The sequence below is a fragment of the Elusimicrobiota bacterium genome, assembly GCA_041660185.1.
Lineage (GTDB): Bacteria > Elusimicrobiota > Elusimicrobia > 2-01-FULL-59-12 > 2-01-FULL-59-12 > JBAZWU01.
Genome location: JBAZWU010000001.1, coordinates 367,125 through 383,850, shown reverse-complemented (window position 1 = coordinate 383,850; position 16,726 = coordinate 367,125). Strand labels below are relative to the sequence as shown.

Here is a 16,726-nt window from a genome sequence, read left to right as displayed (position 1 = left end):
CATTTATCAATAGGATTTGGATATGCCCATTGCACCCAATACCGTTCCATCACTTGATATTTCACCCATCGGCCTCAAGTCAGAGACCGTTTTACCTCCGGTGACATTTCCCTCCGTTTCCATATTCGGGGTCCGTTTCGACAGTCTCACGATGGATGAAACTCTGCTGATTCTGGATGAATTTGTTCAGCGGCGCCGGCCGACTCAGGTTTGTCTGGCGAACGCGTATACGGTCGCGCTGTGCCGGAAGGATGAGGCGCTCCGCAATCTTCTGGAACAGTCTGATCTGGTGCTGGCAGACGGCATGTCGATCGTGTGGGGGGCCCACTGGATCGGTCTGAGTCTTCCCGAGCGCATCGCCGGACCGGATTTGATGACGGGACTGTGCAAACACGCCAGCCAGAAGGGTTACAGCATCTTTCTCATGGGAAGCTCCCGTGAAAATCTGGATATGCTCCAGAAGGTTCTGCTGTCGCGCTGGCCGCGGCTGCGGATTGTCGGACTGTATAATCCCTCCATGTGCGACCAATTTGACGAGGACGAAAATCGTCGAATCCTGGAAATGATCCGCCAGGCGCGCCCGGATATCCTCTTTGTCGGAATGTCCGCACCGAAGCAGGAAAAATGGATCGCGCAAAACTTGAATCGGCTCCATGCCCCGGTTTGCATGGGTGTCGGCGCCGCTTTCGACTTTCTTTCCGGGCGCATCCCCCGGGCACCGGAACGACTCCAGAGGATCGGCTTAGAGTGGCTCTACCGGCTTTCCTGTGAACCCCGCCGTCTGTGGCGGCGTTACATCCTGGGGAATATCGTTTTTCTGTCACTTTTGTTGAATGAAATCATTCGATATAAATTCTCTCGTCTTCGAGCCTTTCGCTTCTAACTTGTCCCGCTTCCTGAAATTCTCGCCGGGCCTGTGGATCCTCTTAATGGCGTTGGCAGTCCCTGTGGACTTCAGCTTTTCCCTGGGACCGCTTCCGCGTCTGTCCCCGATCGACTATTTTTGCGCCTTGGCGGCACTCGCCTGGATGGCCCACATCGGACCGAGTCGCGCGGTACCGGCGGTCTTGAAGATATTCAGCCTGCCGGAAATTCTCGTATGGTCGGGTTTCTTTCTCTTCACCGCGATGATGGCGATCCATTTGGGCGGGAATGTACGGGGGCCGTTGCGATGGATGGAATTCCTGTTTTTTATTTTCCTCGCCTCCCTGGCGGCCCGTGAATCCCCTTCCTTTACGATCCGCTATAGCCGCGTTCTTCTGTGGATGGGGAGCCTCCTATCCGTCTTCGGAATTTGGCAATTCGCCCATTCGGGCGGCGATTACCGGGCGGCCGTTGGACCTTTCCGGCAGCACAACATTCAAGGAGCTTTTCTATCCCTGGTCATGCCGGTGAGTTTTGCGACCGCTTATCTCGAGCGAGGGAACCTCCGGAGAATCTTATGGATAGGGGCTGTCCTGATGATGATCGCCTTTCTGGCAGCATACTCCCGGGGGGCTTGGGCGGGTCTGTTGGCGGGCGTGGCGATTCTCGCGGCCGGAACACAATGGATCACACCAAAGATGACGCAGAGAGTACCTGTTCTCCTCGTTCTCCTCTGGATCGTTGGCTCGGCGGGGCTCCCGATCCTTGCGATTCATCATTTTCCCGGATTGGGCTCGTTGTCGAATAAGGTCCCCGTGTCCACGCCGGCCGCGTCTATTGAGACGGAGCGGTTGCTTAGCTCCGCGCAACGGCCCATCTATTGGCGGGCCGCTTATCAGGTCATTCGGGCGCATCCCTGGGTGGGTCTAGGCCCGGGGAAATACCTGGCGTGTTTGCCCCAGTTTCTTGACGAAGACTCTCGACAATTCTTTAAATTCGAATTGACGTTTATGAAACGGATCGATTTTTGGCAGCATCTTCATTCCATTTACCTCCAGGTCCTGATTGAATACGGCGGGATCGGCTTTTTATTGTGGGCGCTGGGGATGGCCTTGTTGGCGGGGACATCTCTCGGATCGCTCATGGCTAGCCGCGACATCCTTGCCTGGGGGGCCGCGATCAGCGTCATGGCATTCCTCGCGCACAACAGCGTCGATGTCCTCTTCGTGAACAGCCTCGATCTGCTATTGGCTTGTTACCTGGCCATCGGACGATCCTCCTCAAAACCAAAGACGGAGATCTCATGAAAGTCGCCTTCGTGCGAGGCCCCTTCTTGAATCCCTGGGAACTTCAATCGTATGTTCCCGTAGCGGCCAAACACCCTTTCTCAGCCATCGGCGCCCATTGGCAGTTTTATACCCAGCCTATCACCCTCCCCAATATTTCAATCGAGAAAACCGGAGTCTGGGGGGAAACACTGGGAAAACGGAATCCATCGGCAGCGATTTTTTACAACCGAGCCTTGAGTTGGACGTTGGGCCGCAGTTACGGACTTTTGAATCTGAAAAAAGCGGTGGGCGATGCAGACATCCTGCACGCGGCGGAACTGCACTCGACGATGACCTATCAGTGCCTCCGATTGAAACGCAAACAGCGGACGGCGTTGGTTCTGACGGTCTGGGAGAACTTGCTTCACACGGGAGAGCTTCATCCCTTGCGCCATTTACGGAAACGAGCCGTCATGCGTGAGGCCGACGGCTTTTTAGCCGTAACGGAAACTTCCGCCCGAATGCTGCGGGAGGAAGGTGTCTCACCCGACCGCATCGCTGTGATCCCGATGTCCGTGGATCTTCAACGATTTGTCCCAGCCCCCAAAGACCCGAAACTGGCGATCCAGCTGGGGATCCTTCCGGATGATTACGTTGTGCTTTTCATCGGACGATTTGTCCCGGAAAAGGGGATTTTGGACCTGCTCGAGTGCATTCCTTCCCTGAATCGCGGGCGGGAAGCGATGCGTCTGCGTTTTCTTTTTGTCGGAGCGGGTCCTCTTCAACCGGTTCTGGAACAGGCCCAGGACCGTTATCCAGAGCTGATTCGCGTTCATCCTTTTGTCCCTTACGAAGACATTTCGGCGCTTCACAACCTGGCGGATGTGTTTGTTCTGCCCAGCCGCCCGACGCCCAAATGGCAGGAACAGTTTGGCTATGTTTTGATCGAAAGCATGGCCTCCGGGAAACCGGTCGTGACGACGCGGACCGGTTCGATCCCGGATGTGGCGGGCGATGCGGCGTTGCTCGTCGAACCCGGACAACCCAAAGCGCTGGGCGAGGGACTGGCGGCGGTGATCGACGGGAAGGAAAAACTGTCGTTTTTGAGCCATAAAGCGCTCGCGCGTGCCCAGCAGCTTTTTAGTGCGGAACGGAACGCGCCGCTCATCGAATCGTTCTATCAATCAGCTCTCGCACACTCGCGGCGCCGCCGCTAATTTAAATTTCATGGCTCCTGTAACGTGTTCGATCATCGTTCCGTCGTTCAACACCTGTGAGCTGACGCTTTCCTGTCTTCGATCGGTCCAGAAACACCCTCCAGCAACTCCCTATGAAATTATTCTCGTCGACAACAACTCAAACGATGAGACCTACGCACGTGTCCGGCGGGAATTCCCGGAGGTGCAGGCCGTATGCAATGCCTCGAACCTCGGTTTTGGAAAAGCCTGCAATATCGGGTCGCGTCTGGCCAAAGGCCGCTATTTGCTTTTCTTGAACAGTGATACCGAATCGCTGCCCGACACATTCAACCCTCTGATTGACTGGCTGGATACACATCCCCACACCGCGATTGTGGGACCGGAACTGCTTTCGTCCCAGCACGGATTGATCCAGATGTCCTGGGCCTGGAATCCCATTTTGTTGGGGGAGTTTATCCAGCGACCGCTGGCCCCCTACCTGGTCCGGCATTCACAACTCCGTCAGGCCATTGTGCGCTGGCTGCAGCGGCGCGCCCGCAGCGTCCCGATTATCTGCGGGGCTTGCTTCATGGTCCGCCGCCGAGCCTTCGATGAAATTGCCGGGTTTGATGAAGAATTTGAACTCTATTTCGAGGACTCCGACCTGTGCCTGCGTTGCCGGCAGAAAGGCTGGTCCATCGACTATATCCCGCACGCGCAAATCATTCATCATTTAGGCCAATCCACGAAGGAACCCTGGAGCCTGACCTCCCTGGTCTACCGCCAGAGCCAGATCTATTACTACCGCAAGCACGCCTTCACGGGCGCTGTTCCGATTCTTAAATCGTATTTGCTTTTGAAATGGTTCAAACTCTGGTGGCGCGTGCACCTCATCGTTCAAGATAAAGAGGCTGGACGAGCCTACCTTTCGAGGTTTAGAAAAACCATTTTTGAACGACAGCGATTCCGCCTCGCGGATCCCAAAACATGACATTGTCTCTCTGCATCGATGCCCGCTTTACCGAGGCCTCCGGCATCGGGACCTATATCCGAGGCCTGCTCCAGGCGCTGGCGGAAAATCCGCCGGCGGGGTTGGCCTTGTCCCTGTTGGTCAGCCCCCATCATCCGCACCGCTGGCCCTGGCCGACCCGGGCTGTGGCCAGCGGGATGTACTCGGTCAGCGAACAGTGGACCGTCCCGGCCGCTTTCCGTGAATCGAAGGCCCGTCTGATTCACATCCCTCACTACAACGCTCCCGTGACTCTGTCACACCAATCGATCCTCACCGTGCATGATCTGATTCATCTGAAATTTCCTGAGTTTTTGCCGTCACGCTTCGCGTCCGCTTATGCCTCCTTCTTTTTTCGGTGCCTGGTGCCGCGCGCCCGGGCCATTCTTGTCCCTTCCCAACACACCCGGTGTGATCTTCTGGAACGTCTCGATATTTCTCCGGAACGGATCATCGTCACCCCGGAGGCGGCCTCTCCCCGTTTCCGGCCCGCTGACGAAGCCGAGAAACAACGGGTACGGAATCACTACGATCTGCCGCCGGAGTATTTCCTCTACGTCGGTAACCTGAAAGCTTTTAAGAATGTTCCGCGGCTCGTCCGCCTGTACAGCCGGTTAGCCCAGCGTCGTCCGGTGCCCCGGCTGGTCCTGGTTGGACGGAATTTTATCGATGGATTCGAGAAAGAGCTCGCCCGCGTTCCGGCGGTTCGATGGTTGCCGGAGGCGGCCTTTGATGACTTGCCTGCGATTTACAGCGCCGCGCTCGGATTTGTTTATCCGTCGCTCTATGAAGGCTTCGGCCTGCCGCCGCTGGAGGCGATGGCTTGCGGCACTCCGGTGATCAGTTCCAACCGGGCTTCGCTCCCGGAGGTCGTCGGCGACGCGGCCTGCCTGGTGGATCCGGAAGACGATGACGCCATCACGGCGGCGCTGGAACGCTTGATGGACGACGCGGCGTTCCGCCGGGATTTGACGGAACGCGGGCAACGCCGGGCGGCCGGCTTCAGTTGGTCACGCATGGCCGGCCAAACCGTAGACGTCTACCGACGCTGCCTGGAGAACATCGCATGAAAATCGCTCTGGTTCATGACTGGCTGACCGGTATGCGGGGGGGAGAAAAGGTCCTCGAAGTCTTGTGCGACCTCTTTCCAAAAGCCGATCTCTTTACCCTTGTTCACGCGCCGGGCCAGGTGAGCCCGACGATCGAACGCCATCGTATTTTTACCTCACCGCTGCAACGCCTGCCGCAGGTGCGGCGCTACTACCGCCATTTGTTGCCCTTGATGCCCTGGGCCATCCAGCAATTCGATTTCATAGGGTATGACGTCATCATCAGCACCAGTCACTGTGTCGCCAAAGGCGCGATCCCGCGCGGGAAAGCGCGTCACGTCTGCTACTGCCACACCCCGATGCGTTATATCTGGGACCAATTTGAAGAGTATTTCGGCCCCGGTCGATCGTCTATCCTGACACGCGGATTGATGCACCTGTTGCGACAGCCGCTTCAGCAATGGGATCTGCGTACTGTGCCGCGCGTCCATACGTTCATCGCCAATTCACAAAACGTCAGGGAACGAATCCAACGCATTTATCATCGCGACTCCCAGGTGATTTACCCGCCTGTTGATCATGCTTTTTTCTCTCAAGGGATAGAAAACGTGCCGAAACCGGTGGAACCGTTTTATCTCATCGTCAGCGCCCTGGCACCTTACAAACGTATTGACCTGGCGATCGAAACGTTCAAACAATCCGGAAAGAAACTCGTCATCATCGGGGAAGGACAGGAAAGCGCCGCGCTGCAGAATCAGGCCACCCCCAATATCCAATTCCTGGGCTGGATGTCCAATGACGCCTTGCGCTCCCATTATCAGCAGGCGCGCGCGCTGATTTTTCCGGGAGAAGAAGATTTTGGCATCGTTCCATTGGAGGCGATGTCCGCCGGATGCCCCGTGATCGCTTTCCGAAAAGGCGGGGCGCTGGAAACCGTCGCGGAAAAGAAAACCGGCTTATTCTTTGATCGCCAGACCTCCCGCGATTTGATGACCGCAATCGAGTCCTTTGAGCAAACGTCTTTGGATCGCAACGCGATCCGCTCTCATGCGGAACGTTTCAGCCGAGACCGCTGCGAGCAGGCGTTCCGGTCGCTGTTCATTGAATACCGTGCTGAAATGTCATAAAATCACGGCTCAAACATGACGATGCACCGCCATTATTTACGCATTTTTTTCATCGCCAGCCTGTTGCTTCTGGATATCAGCGGTCTGATCGCCGCATTTCAGGGAGCTTACTGGACACGCTTTTCCTGGCCCGTCTTTACGGCTCTCTTTCCGCCCTTGAAAGGTATTCCCGACATCCACTTTTATCAGCAAGCCCTCTGGGCGCTGCTTCCCATTTGTCTACTGGTCTTTGGCTATATGGGTTTCTACCGGGACACCCTGCAAAGCGCCTACGACGAATTGATTCTGGTCAGCCGCGGAATCCTGATATGTTCGTTGTTAACGACCGCCGTTACCTTCGCCTACCGGGGAGTGGAATACTCCCGATTGGTGCTTGGGCTCTGGGCGGTCTACAGCGTTAGCCTTCTCTACATCCTTCGCGAATGCGATAAGCTGCTTTTCCGCTGGTTGACCGAGCGGGTGGTGGGTCCCCGACATGTCCTGGTGGTGGGCAAAGGGAAAACGGCGAACATCATTCACGAAATGGCCGGACACCAGCCCTTCGTCAAAGCAACCTTTATGGAAACCGTGCCCGATGCGGCCGATCTCATGAAACGAATATTGTCCCATCATATTTCAGAAGTCCTCCTCATCCAGGGTTTGGTGTCTTCCTCCGCCATTCTGGAGGCGTCGCGCGCCTGCGAATCGCTGGATCTCGAATGCAAAATTGTTCCCGACCTTTTAGAAATGCGGCGCGGCGAGATTATCTTCGACCGCTTCTGCGGGTTGCCGACATTCCGGATTAAACCCCTTTCGCTGCATGGGGCCAATTTTTACATGAAACGGATTTTCGACATCGTTGTCAGCCTGGCGATTTTATCGGTTTGCGTGATCCCGCTCATCCTGATCGCCGCTCTCATTCGATTGGACACCCCGGGGCCGATTCTGTTTTCACAAAAACGGGTCGGTTTCAGAGGCCGCGAATTCAAGCTTTTCAAATTCCGCACCATGGTGGCCAATGCGGACGATTACATCGAAGAGCTGAAACACCTCAGCGATCGCGAGGGCCCGGTTTTTAAAATGAAAAATGATCCTCGCATCACCTGGGCGGGATCCTGGCTGAGAGCCCTCAGCCTAGATGAGCTCCCCCAAATTATCAATGTTCTCAAAGGGGACATGAGCCTGGTCGGACCCCGGCCGCAAGTCCTATGGGAAGCCGCGCATTACGACGAGAACGCCAAGAAACGCCTCCGCGTACTCCCCGGCATCACCGGTCTCTGGCAGGTCAGCGGCCGCGCGTCCCTCAGCTACGAGGAAATGATTAATCTTGATATTTTTTATCTGGAAAACTGGTCATTGGGCCTTGATCTCAAGATTTTGATTAGAACACTGCCCGCTATTTTCGCCCGCGAAGGAGCCTATTAATGAAAATTCTCGTCACCGGCGGCGCCGGATTTATCGCATCCCAGATTGCCGATTCTTACGTGGCGCTTGGACATGACGTGACGATTGTGGACGATCTCTCCTCCGGCAAAAAGAAAAATGTGAATCCCAAAGCCACCTTTGTCGCGATGGACATCCGGGATCCGAATATCAGCACCCTTTTCGCCAAATCCGGTTTCGACATTGTGAATCACCTGGCCGCCCAGATCGATGTCCGGCGTTCCGTTCAGGATCCATTCCTGGATGCCTCGGTGAATATTCTCGGGACGTTACGATTATTGGATTGCTGCCGGACCTATGGGGTTCGGAAATTCATCTTCTCGTCTTCCGGCGGAACGATTTATGGCGAATGCAAGACCCGCCCCGGGAAGGAAGACGACGCGCCAAGACCCTCTTCTCCCTACGGATTCAGCAAGGCTACCGCTGAAACCTATATCCGGTTTTTTGGAGAGTTTTACCATCTGCCGTACACCATTCTGCGCTACGGGAATGTCTACGGCCCGAGGCAGGACCCCAACGGAGAAGCCGGAGTTGTCTCCATCTTCATCGGGAAACTGCTGGCGGGTGAACCGGTGACCATCTACGGGACAGGAGAACAGGAACGCGATTACGTCCAGGTGGGGGATATTGTTGAAGCCAACAACGCCGCTTTGTTAAAGGGAGAAAACGACGTCTTTAATATCGGCACCGGTGTCCCTGTTTCCGTAAACCGGCTTTACCAGGAACTCTGTGCGATTCATCAGGGCGGGTCAAAACCCGACTATGCGCCCGCACGGCCCGGCGAGCTGGAACGCAGCGTTCTGGATATTGGGAAAGCCGCCAAGGGCTTAGGATGGAAACCGGCCCGGACGCTTGCGCAGGGGCTGACCGAAACCTATCGATACTTTCAATCTCAAAAGAAACCCCCGTCCAAACGCACCTGAATCCGATGAAACTAAAAAAGGTCCATAAACCCTGGGGTTGGGAGATGTGGTTTGCTCACACAAGAAAGTATGTGGGCAAACTCATCTTTATCCGAAAAGGCCACCGCTTAAGCAAACAATTCCATCGCCGGAAACAGGAGACGGTGTATGCCGATAAGGGAAAATGGGTGCTTGAAATTAATGGCCGTAAACGTCTGATGAAGTCCGGCTCCGTTGCGGATATCTCCCCGAGAATCATTCATCGCTTTACCGCCCCCTATGAGGATGTTCGACTCATCGAAGTTTCCACTCCCCACGTTGATGATGTCGTCCGTCTGGAAGACGATTACGGCCGATTGAAAGCCAAAACAGGCACGACAGCCACTACAGCCAAGACAGTTTCGCGAGCGCAAAGAACCAGAAGGTCAGTTCATGCGTGAGTACAAGAAACTGCTTGTATGGCAAAAAGCCAATGAACTGGCCCACCAGATCTACACAATCAGCGAGTCTTTCCCAAAGGAGCATCGTTTTGGCCTCACCAGCCAACTTCAGAGAGCCGCTCTATCCGTCCCCACTAATATTGTCGAGGGGTCATATAGTTCTCATGATGGTGAGTTCCACCAGTTTTTGAACATTGCTTTCCGTTCCTTGGGCGAAACTTCTTACTTATTACAATTCGCCTATGAGCGAAAACTCCTATCCGATGCCCACTATTCCGAAACGCGGGATTGCATAAACCAGACAGAGAAAATGCTGGCGGCGCTGCTGGCTAGCGTAAAGAGGTCTCGCTAACATGCTCGTCCCTAACTGTCGCGGCTGTCGTGGCTTTGGTGGCCGTTTTGGCTGATATCCGTTTTGGAACGGACGGTTGGCGCGGCGTGATTGCCGACGATTTCACGTTTGACAACCTGCGGCAGGTGACCGAGGCGGCGATCCCTGTTTTTCGCCGCCACGGCCGTTCGCCGCTGATTCTGGTCGGCTACGATCGACGTTTCCTTTCTCCCGCTTTTGCCGATTGCGTGGCCCGGATTCTACACTCCAACGGTTTTCACGTGCGCCTGGCTTCGTCTCCGTTGCCCACCCCGGCCGTTTCCGTTTGTGTAAAAGAACAGCACGCGGCCTGGGGAATCGTGATGACCGCCAGCCATAATCCTGCTCTCTACAACGGCTTCAAAATTAAAGATGCTTTGGGCCGTTCCGCTCCGCCGGAGATTACGGCGGAAATCGAGAAACATCTTAGCGAGCAGCAAGCAGCGAGCAGCAAGCAAGGAATACCTGATCATCCAGCAGATGTTCCTAGCTCACCGCTCGCTGCTCGCCGCTCGCCGATTGAAACGTTCGACTACTGGCCTACCTACGAACGCTTCCTGAAAAGCCGCCTGGACTGGTCTTTGCTAAAACGCTGGAAAGCGTCTGTGGTTTTTGATTATTTGTATGGCGTTGGCGCGGGAATTCCGGAACAGCTTCTTCGGGGTTCGGCCCTGAAAATCCATTCGCTCCATGCGAACCATGACGTCCTCTTCGGAGGCCTGCACCCGGAACCTATCGAGGCCTATCTATCCGATCTCAAAAAAGAAGTTCGCTCCAGACGCGCGGTGGCCGGAGTCGCGCTGGACGGCGATGCCGATCGCCTGGGCATGGTGGACGAGAAAGGACGTTATCTGACACCGCATCAGGTTTTCCCGTTGCTCGTGCTGCACTGCGTGGAACACAAGAAATGGCAGGGGAAAATTGTTCAGTCGGTTTCCCTGGGTGCGCTGGGCGAACGCATCGCACAGGCTTACAACCTGCCGTTTGAGGAAGTCCCTGTCGGGTTCAAACATATTGCGGAACGCATGGTGAAAGAAGACGTCTTGGCCGGAGGGGAAGAATCCGGGGGCTATGCGGTCCGCGGGGGCATTCCCGAACGTGACGGGATTCTCTCCGGGCTCCTTTTTCTGGAAATGCTTGCGGTCCGGCGAGAAACACCGTCACAACTGTTGACCGACATGGAACGGCGTTTCGGGCGCGCCCGGTTCAAACGGGTGGACTTCTCCCTGAAACAACCGATCACGGACAAGACGGCCTTTGCCCGCCAGGTAACCAACGGCCTACCGACACGGCTTCTGAGCCAGGCGATCCAAGAGGTGCGCCCTTCCGACGGAGTGAAAATTATTCTTCAGAGCGGCGAATGGGTTCTTCTTCGCCCTTCGGGGACAGAACCAATGTTGCCCACGTATGCCGAATCAGACAGCTGGTCTCGAACGGACCAACTGCTCGGCTGGGCCCGGAAATCCGTTCAAAAAATGTTGCAGAATACGTCCAATGACAACCCCCGCTAAACAACATCCGGTACGGGCCATGGTCATGGCGGCCGGCGCCGGCACGCGGCTCAGGCCTCTGACTAACGCCATCCCAAAACCTATGGTTCCGATCGCCAACCGGCCGGTCCTGGAATATACCCTCGAAAATCTGAAACGTCACGGCATTCAGGAAGTCGTCCTGAATCTTCATAACCATCCCCACCTGATTCAGGATTACTTTAAGGATGGATCGGCCTGGGGATTAAAGATCCATTATTCCATGGAACCCGAACTGCTCGGGACCGCCGGAGGCGTTAAGAAAGTGGAATCTATTTTGAGGAAGGGGACCTTTCTGGTCATGTCCGGAGATGGCCTGACGAACGTGAACCTGACGGATCTGCTGGAGTTTCACCGCAGTCATCATTCGGTTGGCACGATGGGATTGAAGCCCCTGGACACCCGCTTTGAATACGGTATTACCATGACCGATCCAAAAAACCGCATCACACGCTTTATCGAAAAACCGAAATGGAGCGATGTCTTTTCCAATCAGGTCAATACCGGCATTTACGTGTTTGAACCCCAGATTCTCTCCCGGATCCCCAAAAGACGTGTCTATGATTTCGGGCATGAGGTGTGGCCGGAACTCCTGAAACAGCATCTTCCTATATACGGTTATGTTCTGAAAGAGTATTGGTGCGATGTGGGCAATCTCGCCGAGTATCGGCGCGCCCAGCGGGATGCACTGGAAGGCAAAGCCGGCATTCAACTGCCCGGCCGCCCGATCCAGCCGGGAGTCTGGATCGGTGAAGGGACCGTCATTGAACCCGGAGCGAAGCTTGAAGCGCCGTGTCTGATCGGCAAAAACTGCACTATCGCCCGTGATGCGGTGATCGGCGCCTACACCGTCATCGGCGACCGTGCGCGCATCAGCCGGAAGTGTGTGCTTCAAAATTGCATCCTTTGGAATGACGTGCATGTCGAGCGGCACGTCCGGCTGGAAAACTGCGTGATCGGCCATCACGCGCGCGTCACTGAAAATATTTCCGTCTACGAAGGCTCGGTCATTAACCTCTCCAAGTGATTGGATTATGACGTCAGTAAAATGATAATCTTACGACTTACATAACCTCTTGAAAGGAATTCCCATGGCGAATCGTTATGTCTTTACATCTGAATCCGTAACCGAAGGTCATCCGGATAAAGTTTGTGACCAGATTTCTGATGCCGTTTTGGATGAGGTTTTGCGACAAGACCCCACCGGTCGCGTGGCCTGCGAAACGTTTATCACGGTCGGTCTGTGTATTGTCGGCGGCGAAATCACAACCAAAGGCTACGTCGAAGTGGCCGACTTGGTGCGCAAAGTCGTGAAAGACATCGGCTATACGAACGCCAAGTACGGATTCAATTTTGAGAGCTGTGCGGTCCTGAACGCCATCGGACGCCAGTCTCCGGACATCGCGCAAGGCGTGAACGTCGGCGGCGCAGGTGACCAGGGACTCATGATCGGATTTGCCTGCCGGGAAACACCGGAACTGATGCCGATGCCGATCATGCAAGCGCATGCCATCAGCCGTCGTTTGGCTGAGGTTCGCAAAAAAGGAATTTTGAAATACCTGGGCCCGGATGGAAAATCCCAGGTGACGGTGGAGTACCGCGACGGCAAACCCTTTCGCGTGGACACCGTCGTCGTGAGCTCCCAGCACACCGAAGAGATTCTTGATCGGACCGGCAAGCGAATCACCAAAGCCGCGGTCGATGAAATTATCGATAAAGTCGTGCTTCCGGTCCTTCCAGCCAAAATGCTCGACAAAAACACCAAGTATTACGTCAACCCGACCGGCAAGTTCGTGATCGGGGGACCGCAGTCGGATACCGGCGTGACCGGCCGCAAAATCATTGTCGACACCTACGGCGGCATGGCCGCGCACGGGGGGGGAGCCTTCTCCGGTAAAGATCCCACCAAAGTCGATCGGTCCGCCTGTTATATGGCGCGATACGTGGCCAAGAACATCGTGGCCGCGGGAGTGGCGCATAAATGCACCGTCCAACTCGCCTACGCGATCGGAGTCGCCGAGCCGGTCAGTATTATGATCGACACGCATGGGACAAGCGATGTGGATGAAGAAACGCTGGTTCGAGCCGTCCGCAAAACCTTCGCGCTCACGCCGCAAGGCATCATTGACCATCTGAAGCTTCGCCGCCCCATCTACCGGGCCACCGCTGCGTATGGTCACTTTGGCCGTACGGAAAGCACCTTTACCTGGGAGAAAACCGATAAGGTCGCCAGCCTGCGCAAAGAACTTGGAGCCTCCTACGCCTGCGGCGGTAATGGCTGCAGTGACGAACGGGTCGCGCTGGGCTGCCGGTAATTCTGGTTCCCTCCGTCATTCCCCGCGGTCTCTGGCGGGGAATCCAGTCATCGAACCAACAGCTGTGTGGATCCCCGGCCAACAACCGCCGGGGATGACGAGAAGGGGAATGTCTGCGCAACACAGGGACACACACGAAAGGATTGTTTTATGAGCAAACAACATGATGTGAAGGATATTCGCCTGGCCGATGCCGGCCGCAAACGTATTGAGTGGGCTGAACGGGAAATGCCGGTACTCCGCCAGATCAAAGCCCGGTTCTCCAAAGAAAAACCGCTCAAGGGCATCCGAATGGCCTGCTGTTTGCATATTACCACGGAAACCGCCAACCTCGCCATTACGCTGAAAGCCGGCGGAGCTGACGCGGTATTCTGCGCCTCCAACCCGCTGTCCACACAGGATGATGTGGCCGCCGCGCTGGTCAAACATTATGGAATCCGCACCTACGCCATCAAAGGGGAAGATAACAAAACGTATTACAAGCATATCCAGGCGGCGATCGAGCATCGTCCGCAGATTACCATGGACGATGGTGCGGATCTGGTGTCTACCCTTCATAAGGACTATCGCTCCTACCTCACGGACGTTATCGGCGGCAGCGAAGAGACAACGACCGGCGTGGTCCGACTGCGGGCGATGGAAAAAGACGGTGTCTTGCCCTATCCGGTCATTTCGGTCAACGACGCGCTGACCAAACATTTGTTCGACAACCGTTATGGCACAGGACAGTCGACGATCGACGGGATCCTGCGCGCCACGAATCTTCTTCTGGCCGGAAAAATGATGGTGGTCGCGGGCTACGGCTGGTGCGGACGCGGCTTCGCGATGCGGGCCAAAGGTCTTGGGGCCATCGTTATCGTTACGGAAATCGATCCGATGAAAGCGATGGAAGCGGCGATGGACGGCTTTTTAGTGATGCCCATGAGTGAAGCCGCCAAAATCGGTGATGTGTTTGTGACGTTGACCGGCAACAAATCTGTTTTGAGGGCTGAGCACTTCCGGAAGATGAAAGACGGCGCTATTATGGCCAACTCCGGTCACTTTAACGTCGAGATTGATCTGGAAAGCCTTCAGAAATTGGCGAAATCGAAACGGCCTCTGCGGGACTATGTGGAGGAATTCACCCTTCCGAACGGCCACCGGCTCTGCGTCCTGGGAGAAGGCCGCCTCATCAACCTGGCTTCCGCGGAAGGACACCCGGCGAGCGTGATGGACATGTCCTTCGCCAATCAGGCGCTCTCCGCCGAATTCATGGTCCAGAACGCCAAACAACTGGAGAACCGCGTTTATCCCGTCCCGACAGAGATCGATCAGGAAATCGCCCGTTTAAAACTCCGCGGCATGGGCATTTCCATTGATACTCTGACGCCGGAGCAGGCGAAATACCTAGCCTCGTGGCAGGAAGGCACGTAACAACTTTTTGTCGTCATTCCCGGCGGTCGTTGGCCGGGAATCTATCCTGTTTTGCGATGTATAGATCCCCAGCCAATGGCCGCGGGGGATGACGTTTAAGAAATTTATGCGGAAATTTCTTTCCGTTGTTTGCAGCAGCTTCCTGATCGCCTCACCCGGATGGACCATGCGCCATATCCAGCCGGACGCTTACCCCAAGGCGTTTCAAGATCAAATGCATCGCCCTTCCAAAGCTCAAATTCACGCCGCGGGTACGGCGCGAGCCGCCATTATTTCCAGCGCCTCCGGCCCTAAGACCATCGCCGTAATCCTGGTTCAATTCCCGAGCGCTGACGGCAGCTGGACTTCCGGCAGCAGAACTATCCAGAGTTACGCCAATATCGCTTCGTATTTCTCTAATATATCGGCTTATTTTTCAGAGGCTTCCTACAACAATTTAACGTTAAGTTTTAAGTTCTTTGGAGCGACAGCACCCAATCAGGACGTTGCATCGGATGCCGGAGCATACACCTTAGCCCACTCGATGGAATACTACGGCTGCGGCGATGAGGGAACCGGTTGTTCCGGAGTCACCACTCCCACGTCTCCGGCGATCGGGGCTAATGGCAACTACCTTATCCGGGACGCTCTTAACGCGGCCGGGGGAGCGGTCAACTCCACGAGTTTTGCCGCGGTCATCGTCATGCATGCCGGCAACGGCAATGAAACAACCCTGGCCGACGGGGATATCTGGTCTATTTATTATTCGGATGATGCGATTATTCAATCCGCGGGAACGGGTTTTAACGAAGGCGATGTGGTTCCCGAAACCGAGGCGAGCGGGATTTCCTCTCCGATGGGAGTCATTTGTCACGAGTTCGGTCATGCGCTGGGACTTCCCGACCTGTACAATACCGGCTCAGCCGGAGGCACGTCGGTGGTGGGGGATTGGGACTTGATGGATTCCGGACCCTTTGACGGGTCCGGCGCCAATCCCGCTCATCCCGGCGCCTGGGACAAACTGGCTCTCGGCTGGGCCACAGTACAGACCGTCACCACACGGGACAGCTACACGCTGAATCCAGTTGAAACCAACTCCAGAGTGATCAAACTCCCGGTCCAGAATGGTTTGCCGCAGGAATACTTCCTGATCGAGTATCGTCTCCGGACGTCCGGCGCGGCCTATGATCAGAGTATCCCGGGAGATGGACTGATCATCTGGCATGTGGACGACGCTATCACCGCGTCCCGGGGGGTCACCGCGACCGATCAGAGCGTGGCTAATACCGTCAACTCCGGCAGCCCTCATTACGGGGTGTCGATCGTAACTGCAAACGGCATCGCCATTTCGGGGTCGAACCAGGGCAGTTCCGGGAACACGTTCGGGGGGGAACGCCGGAATTTCATCAGCCCTCAGTCGAACAACTTCAACGGGGATGCCTCCGGAATCAGTGTCGTAAACATCTCAGGTGTCGGGACGGATACCACGCGCTTTGATGTAGCCAATCTCGCTGTCACCGCCGATCAATCCATCTCGAAGGTCATCAGTTACCCGAATCCAGCCGGGAAAGGCTACGCGCACCCCAGCGGGGAAGGGCATGCCACCCTTCAATTTCATCTGACTCGCCCCGCGAATGATTACCAGATCAACATTTACACGCTCAGCGGAGATCTGGTCCGCAAAATCAGCAAAGAGGAGATCGCTTTAAATATCGATCGTTCAGACAACCTGAAGTGGGTTTATGAGTTTGTTTGGGATTTGAAAAATGGAGACGGCGCTCTGGTGGCCCCGGGAGTTTACCTCTACCTCGTGCGTGCGGATAATAAATCCAAGGGTGCCAAAGCAGTGATCATCCGCTAA

15 protein-coding genes are annotated in these 16,726 nt (G+C 55.6%); all 15 read left to right on the top strand.

Annotation, left to right across the window (positions count from 1 at the left end; translation table 11 throughout):
- Nucleotides 1-22 precede the first annotated feature (22 nt).
- The 15 genes from WC859_01835 to WC859_01765 all read left to right on the top strand — a co-directional run bounded on the left by WC859_01835 (nt 23) and on the right by WC859_01765 (nt 16,726).
- Nucleotides 23-883 (top strand): WecB/TagA/CpsF family glycosyltransferase, encoded by an 861-nt coding sequence (locus tag WC859_01835; protein MFA5974889.1) that lies wholly within the window; start codon nt 23-25, stop codon nt 881-883.
- 46 nt (nt 884-929) lie between these two features.
- Entirely contained in the window at nt 930-2,171 is a 1,242-nt protein-coding gene (locus tag WC859_01830) for an O-antigen ligase family protein (protein MFA5974888.1), read from the top strand.
- Nucleotides 2,168-3,349 carry a glycosyltransferase family 4 protein gene (locus WC859_01825; GenBank protein MFA5974887.1) on the top strand — a complete coding sequence of 394 codons (1,182 nt, stop codon included), beginning with the start codon at nt 2,168-2,170 and terminating at the stop codon, nt 3,347-3,349. The genes WC859_01830 and WC859_01825 overlap by 4 nt, the downstream gene beginning before the upstream one ends.
- 10 nt (nt 3,350-3,359) lie before the next feature.
- The gene (locus WC859_01820) at nt 3,360-4,301 is read left to right on the top strand and encodes a glycosyltransferase family 2 protein (GenBank protein ID MFA5974886.1); all 942 of its coding nucleotides are present in this window, start codon (nt 3,360-3,362) and stop codon (nt 4,299-4,301) included.
- Nucleotides 4,298-5,389: a glycosyltransferase family 1 protein gene (locus WC859_01815; protein ID MFA5974885.1), complete on the top strand. Its 1,092-nt coding sequence runs from the start codon at nt 4,298-4,300 to the stop codon at nt 5,387-5,389. Before WC859_01820 ends, WC859_01815 begins: the two co-directional genes overlap by 4 nt.
- The gene (locus WC859_01810) at nt 5,386-6,495 is read left to right on the top strand and encodes a glycosyltransferase (protein MFA5974884.1); all 1,110 of its coding nucleotides are present in this window, start codon (nt 5,386-5,388) and stop codon (nt 6,493-6,495) included. The genes WC859_01815 and WC859_01810 overlap by 4 nt, the downstream gene beginning before the upstream one ends.
- Before the next feature lie 15 nt (nt 6,496-6,510).
- A complete protein-coding gene (locus WC859_01805; protein MFA5974883.1) occupies nt 6,511-7,899 on the top strand; it encodes a sugar transferase in 1,389 nt (462 codons plus the stop codon).
- Nucleotides 7,899-8,840: an NAD-dependent epimerase/dehydratase family protein gene (locus tag WC859_01800; GenBank protein ID MFA5974882.1), complete on the top strand. Its 942-nt coding sequence runs from the start codon at nt 7,899-7,901 to the stop codon at nt 8,838-8,840. The genes WC859_01805 and WC859_01800 overlap by 1 nt, the downstream gene beginning before the upstream one ends.
- A complete protein-coding gene (locus WC859_01795) occupies nt 8,750-9,259 on the top strand; it encodes a hypothetical protein (GenBank protein ID MFA5974881.1) in 510 nt (169 codons plus the stop codon). The genes WC859_01800 and WC859_01795 overlap by 91 nt, the downstream gene beginning before the upstream one ends.
- Nucleotides 9,252-9,611, top strand: coding sequence for a four helix bundle protein (locus WC859_01790; GenBank protein ID MFA5974880.1), 360 nt, complete (start codon nt 9,252-9,254; stop codon nt 9,609-9,611). The genes WC859_01795 and WC859_01790 overlap by 8 nt, the downstream gene beginning before the upstream one ends.
- A gap of 47 nt (nt 9,612-9,658) precedes the next feature.
- Nucleotides 9,659-11,140, top strand: a complete 1,482-nt coding sequence (locus tag WC859_01785; GenBank protein MFA5974879.1) for a phosphoglucomutase/phosphomannomutase family protein — start codon at nt 9,659-9,661, stop codon at nt 11,138-11,140.
- Nucleotides 11,124-12,185: an NDP-sugar synthase gene (locus tag WC859_01780; GenBank protein ID MFA5974878.1), complete on the top strand. Its 1,062-nt coding sequence runs from the start codon at nt 11,124-11,126 to the stop codon at nt 12,183-12,185. Before WC859_01785 ends, WC859_01780 begins: the two co-directional genes overlap by 17 nt.
- Before the next feature lie 64 nt (nt 12,186-12,249).
- On the top strand, nt 12,250-13,473 hold the full coding sequence (metK, locus tag WC859_01775) for a methionine adenosyltransferase (protein ID MFA5974877.1): 1,224 nt from the start codon (nt 12,250-12,252) through the stop codon (nt 13,471-13,473).
- A gap of 150 nt (nt 13,474-13,623) precedes the next feature.
- A complete protein-coding gene (gene ahcY, locus WC859_01770; GenBank protein MFA5974876.1) occupies nt 13,624-14,886 on the top strand; it encodes an adenosylhomocysteinase in 1,263 nt (420 codons plus the stop codon).
- A 106-nt stretch (nt 14,887-14,992) separates the two neighbouring features.
- Nucleotides 14,993-16,726, top strand: a complete 1,734-nt coding sequence (locus WC859_01765; protein MFA5974875.1) for a M6 family metalloprotease domain-containing protein — start codon at nt 14,993-14,995, stop codon at nt 16,724-16,726.

Bases quoted from the DNA above. Each gene is read 5' to 3' on its own strand.
- WC859_01835 (MFA5974889.1), top strand. From the start codon at position 23: ATGCCCATTGCACCCAATACCGTTCCATCACTTGATATTTCACCCATC.
- WC859_01830 (MFA5974888.1), top strand. From the start codon at position 930: ATGGCGTTGGCAGTCCCTGTGGACTTCAGCTTTTCCCTGGGACCGCTT.
- WC859_01825 (MFA5974887.1), top strand. From the start codon at position 2,168: ATGAAAGTCGCCTTCGTGCGAGGCCCCTTCTTGAATCCCTGGGAACTT.
- WC859_01820 (MFA5974886.1), top strand. From the start codon at position 3,360: ATGGCTCCTGTAACGTGTTCGATCATCGTTCCGTCGTTCAACACCTGT.
- WC859_01815 (MFA5974885.1), top strand. From the start codon at position 4,298: ATGACATTGTCTCTCTGCATCGATGCCCGCTTTACCGAGGCCTCCGGC.
- WC859_01810 (MFA5974884.1), top strand. From the start codon at position 5,386: ATGAAAATCGCTCTGGTTCATGACTGGCTGACCGGTATGCGGGGGGGA.
- WC859_01805 (MFA5974883.1), top strand. From the start codon at position 6,511: ATGACGATGCACCGCCATTATTTACGCATTTTTTTCATCGCCAGCCTG.
- WC859_01800 (MFA5974882.1), top strand. From the start codon at position 7,899: ATGAAAATTCTCGTCACCGGCGGCGCCGGATTTATCGCATCCCAGATT.
- WC859_01795 (MFA5974881.1), top strand. From the start codon at position 8,750: ATGGAAACCGGCCCGGACGCTTGCGCAGGGGCTGACCGAAACCTATCG.
- WC859_01790 (MFA5974880.1), top strand. From the start codon at position 9,252: ATGCGTGAGTACAAGAAACTGCTTGTATGGCAAAAAGCCAATGAACTG.
- WC859_01780 (MFA5974878.1), top strand. From the start codon at position 11,124: ATGACAACCCCCGCTAAACAACATCCGGTACGGGCCATGGTCATGGCG.
- metK (MFA5974877.1), top strand. From the start codon at position 12,250: ATGGCGAATCGTTATGTCTTTACATCTGAATCCGTAACCGAAGGTCAT.
- ahcY (MFA5974876.1), top strand. From the start codon at position 13,624: ATGAGCAAACAACATGATGTGAAGGATATTCGCCTGGCCGATGCCGGC.
- WC859_01765 (MFA5974875.1), top strand. From the start codon at position 14,993: ATGCGGAAATTTCTTTCCGTTGTTTGCAGCAGCTTCCTGATCGCCTCA.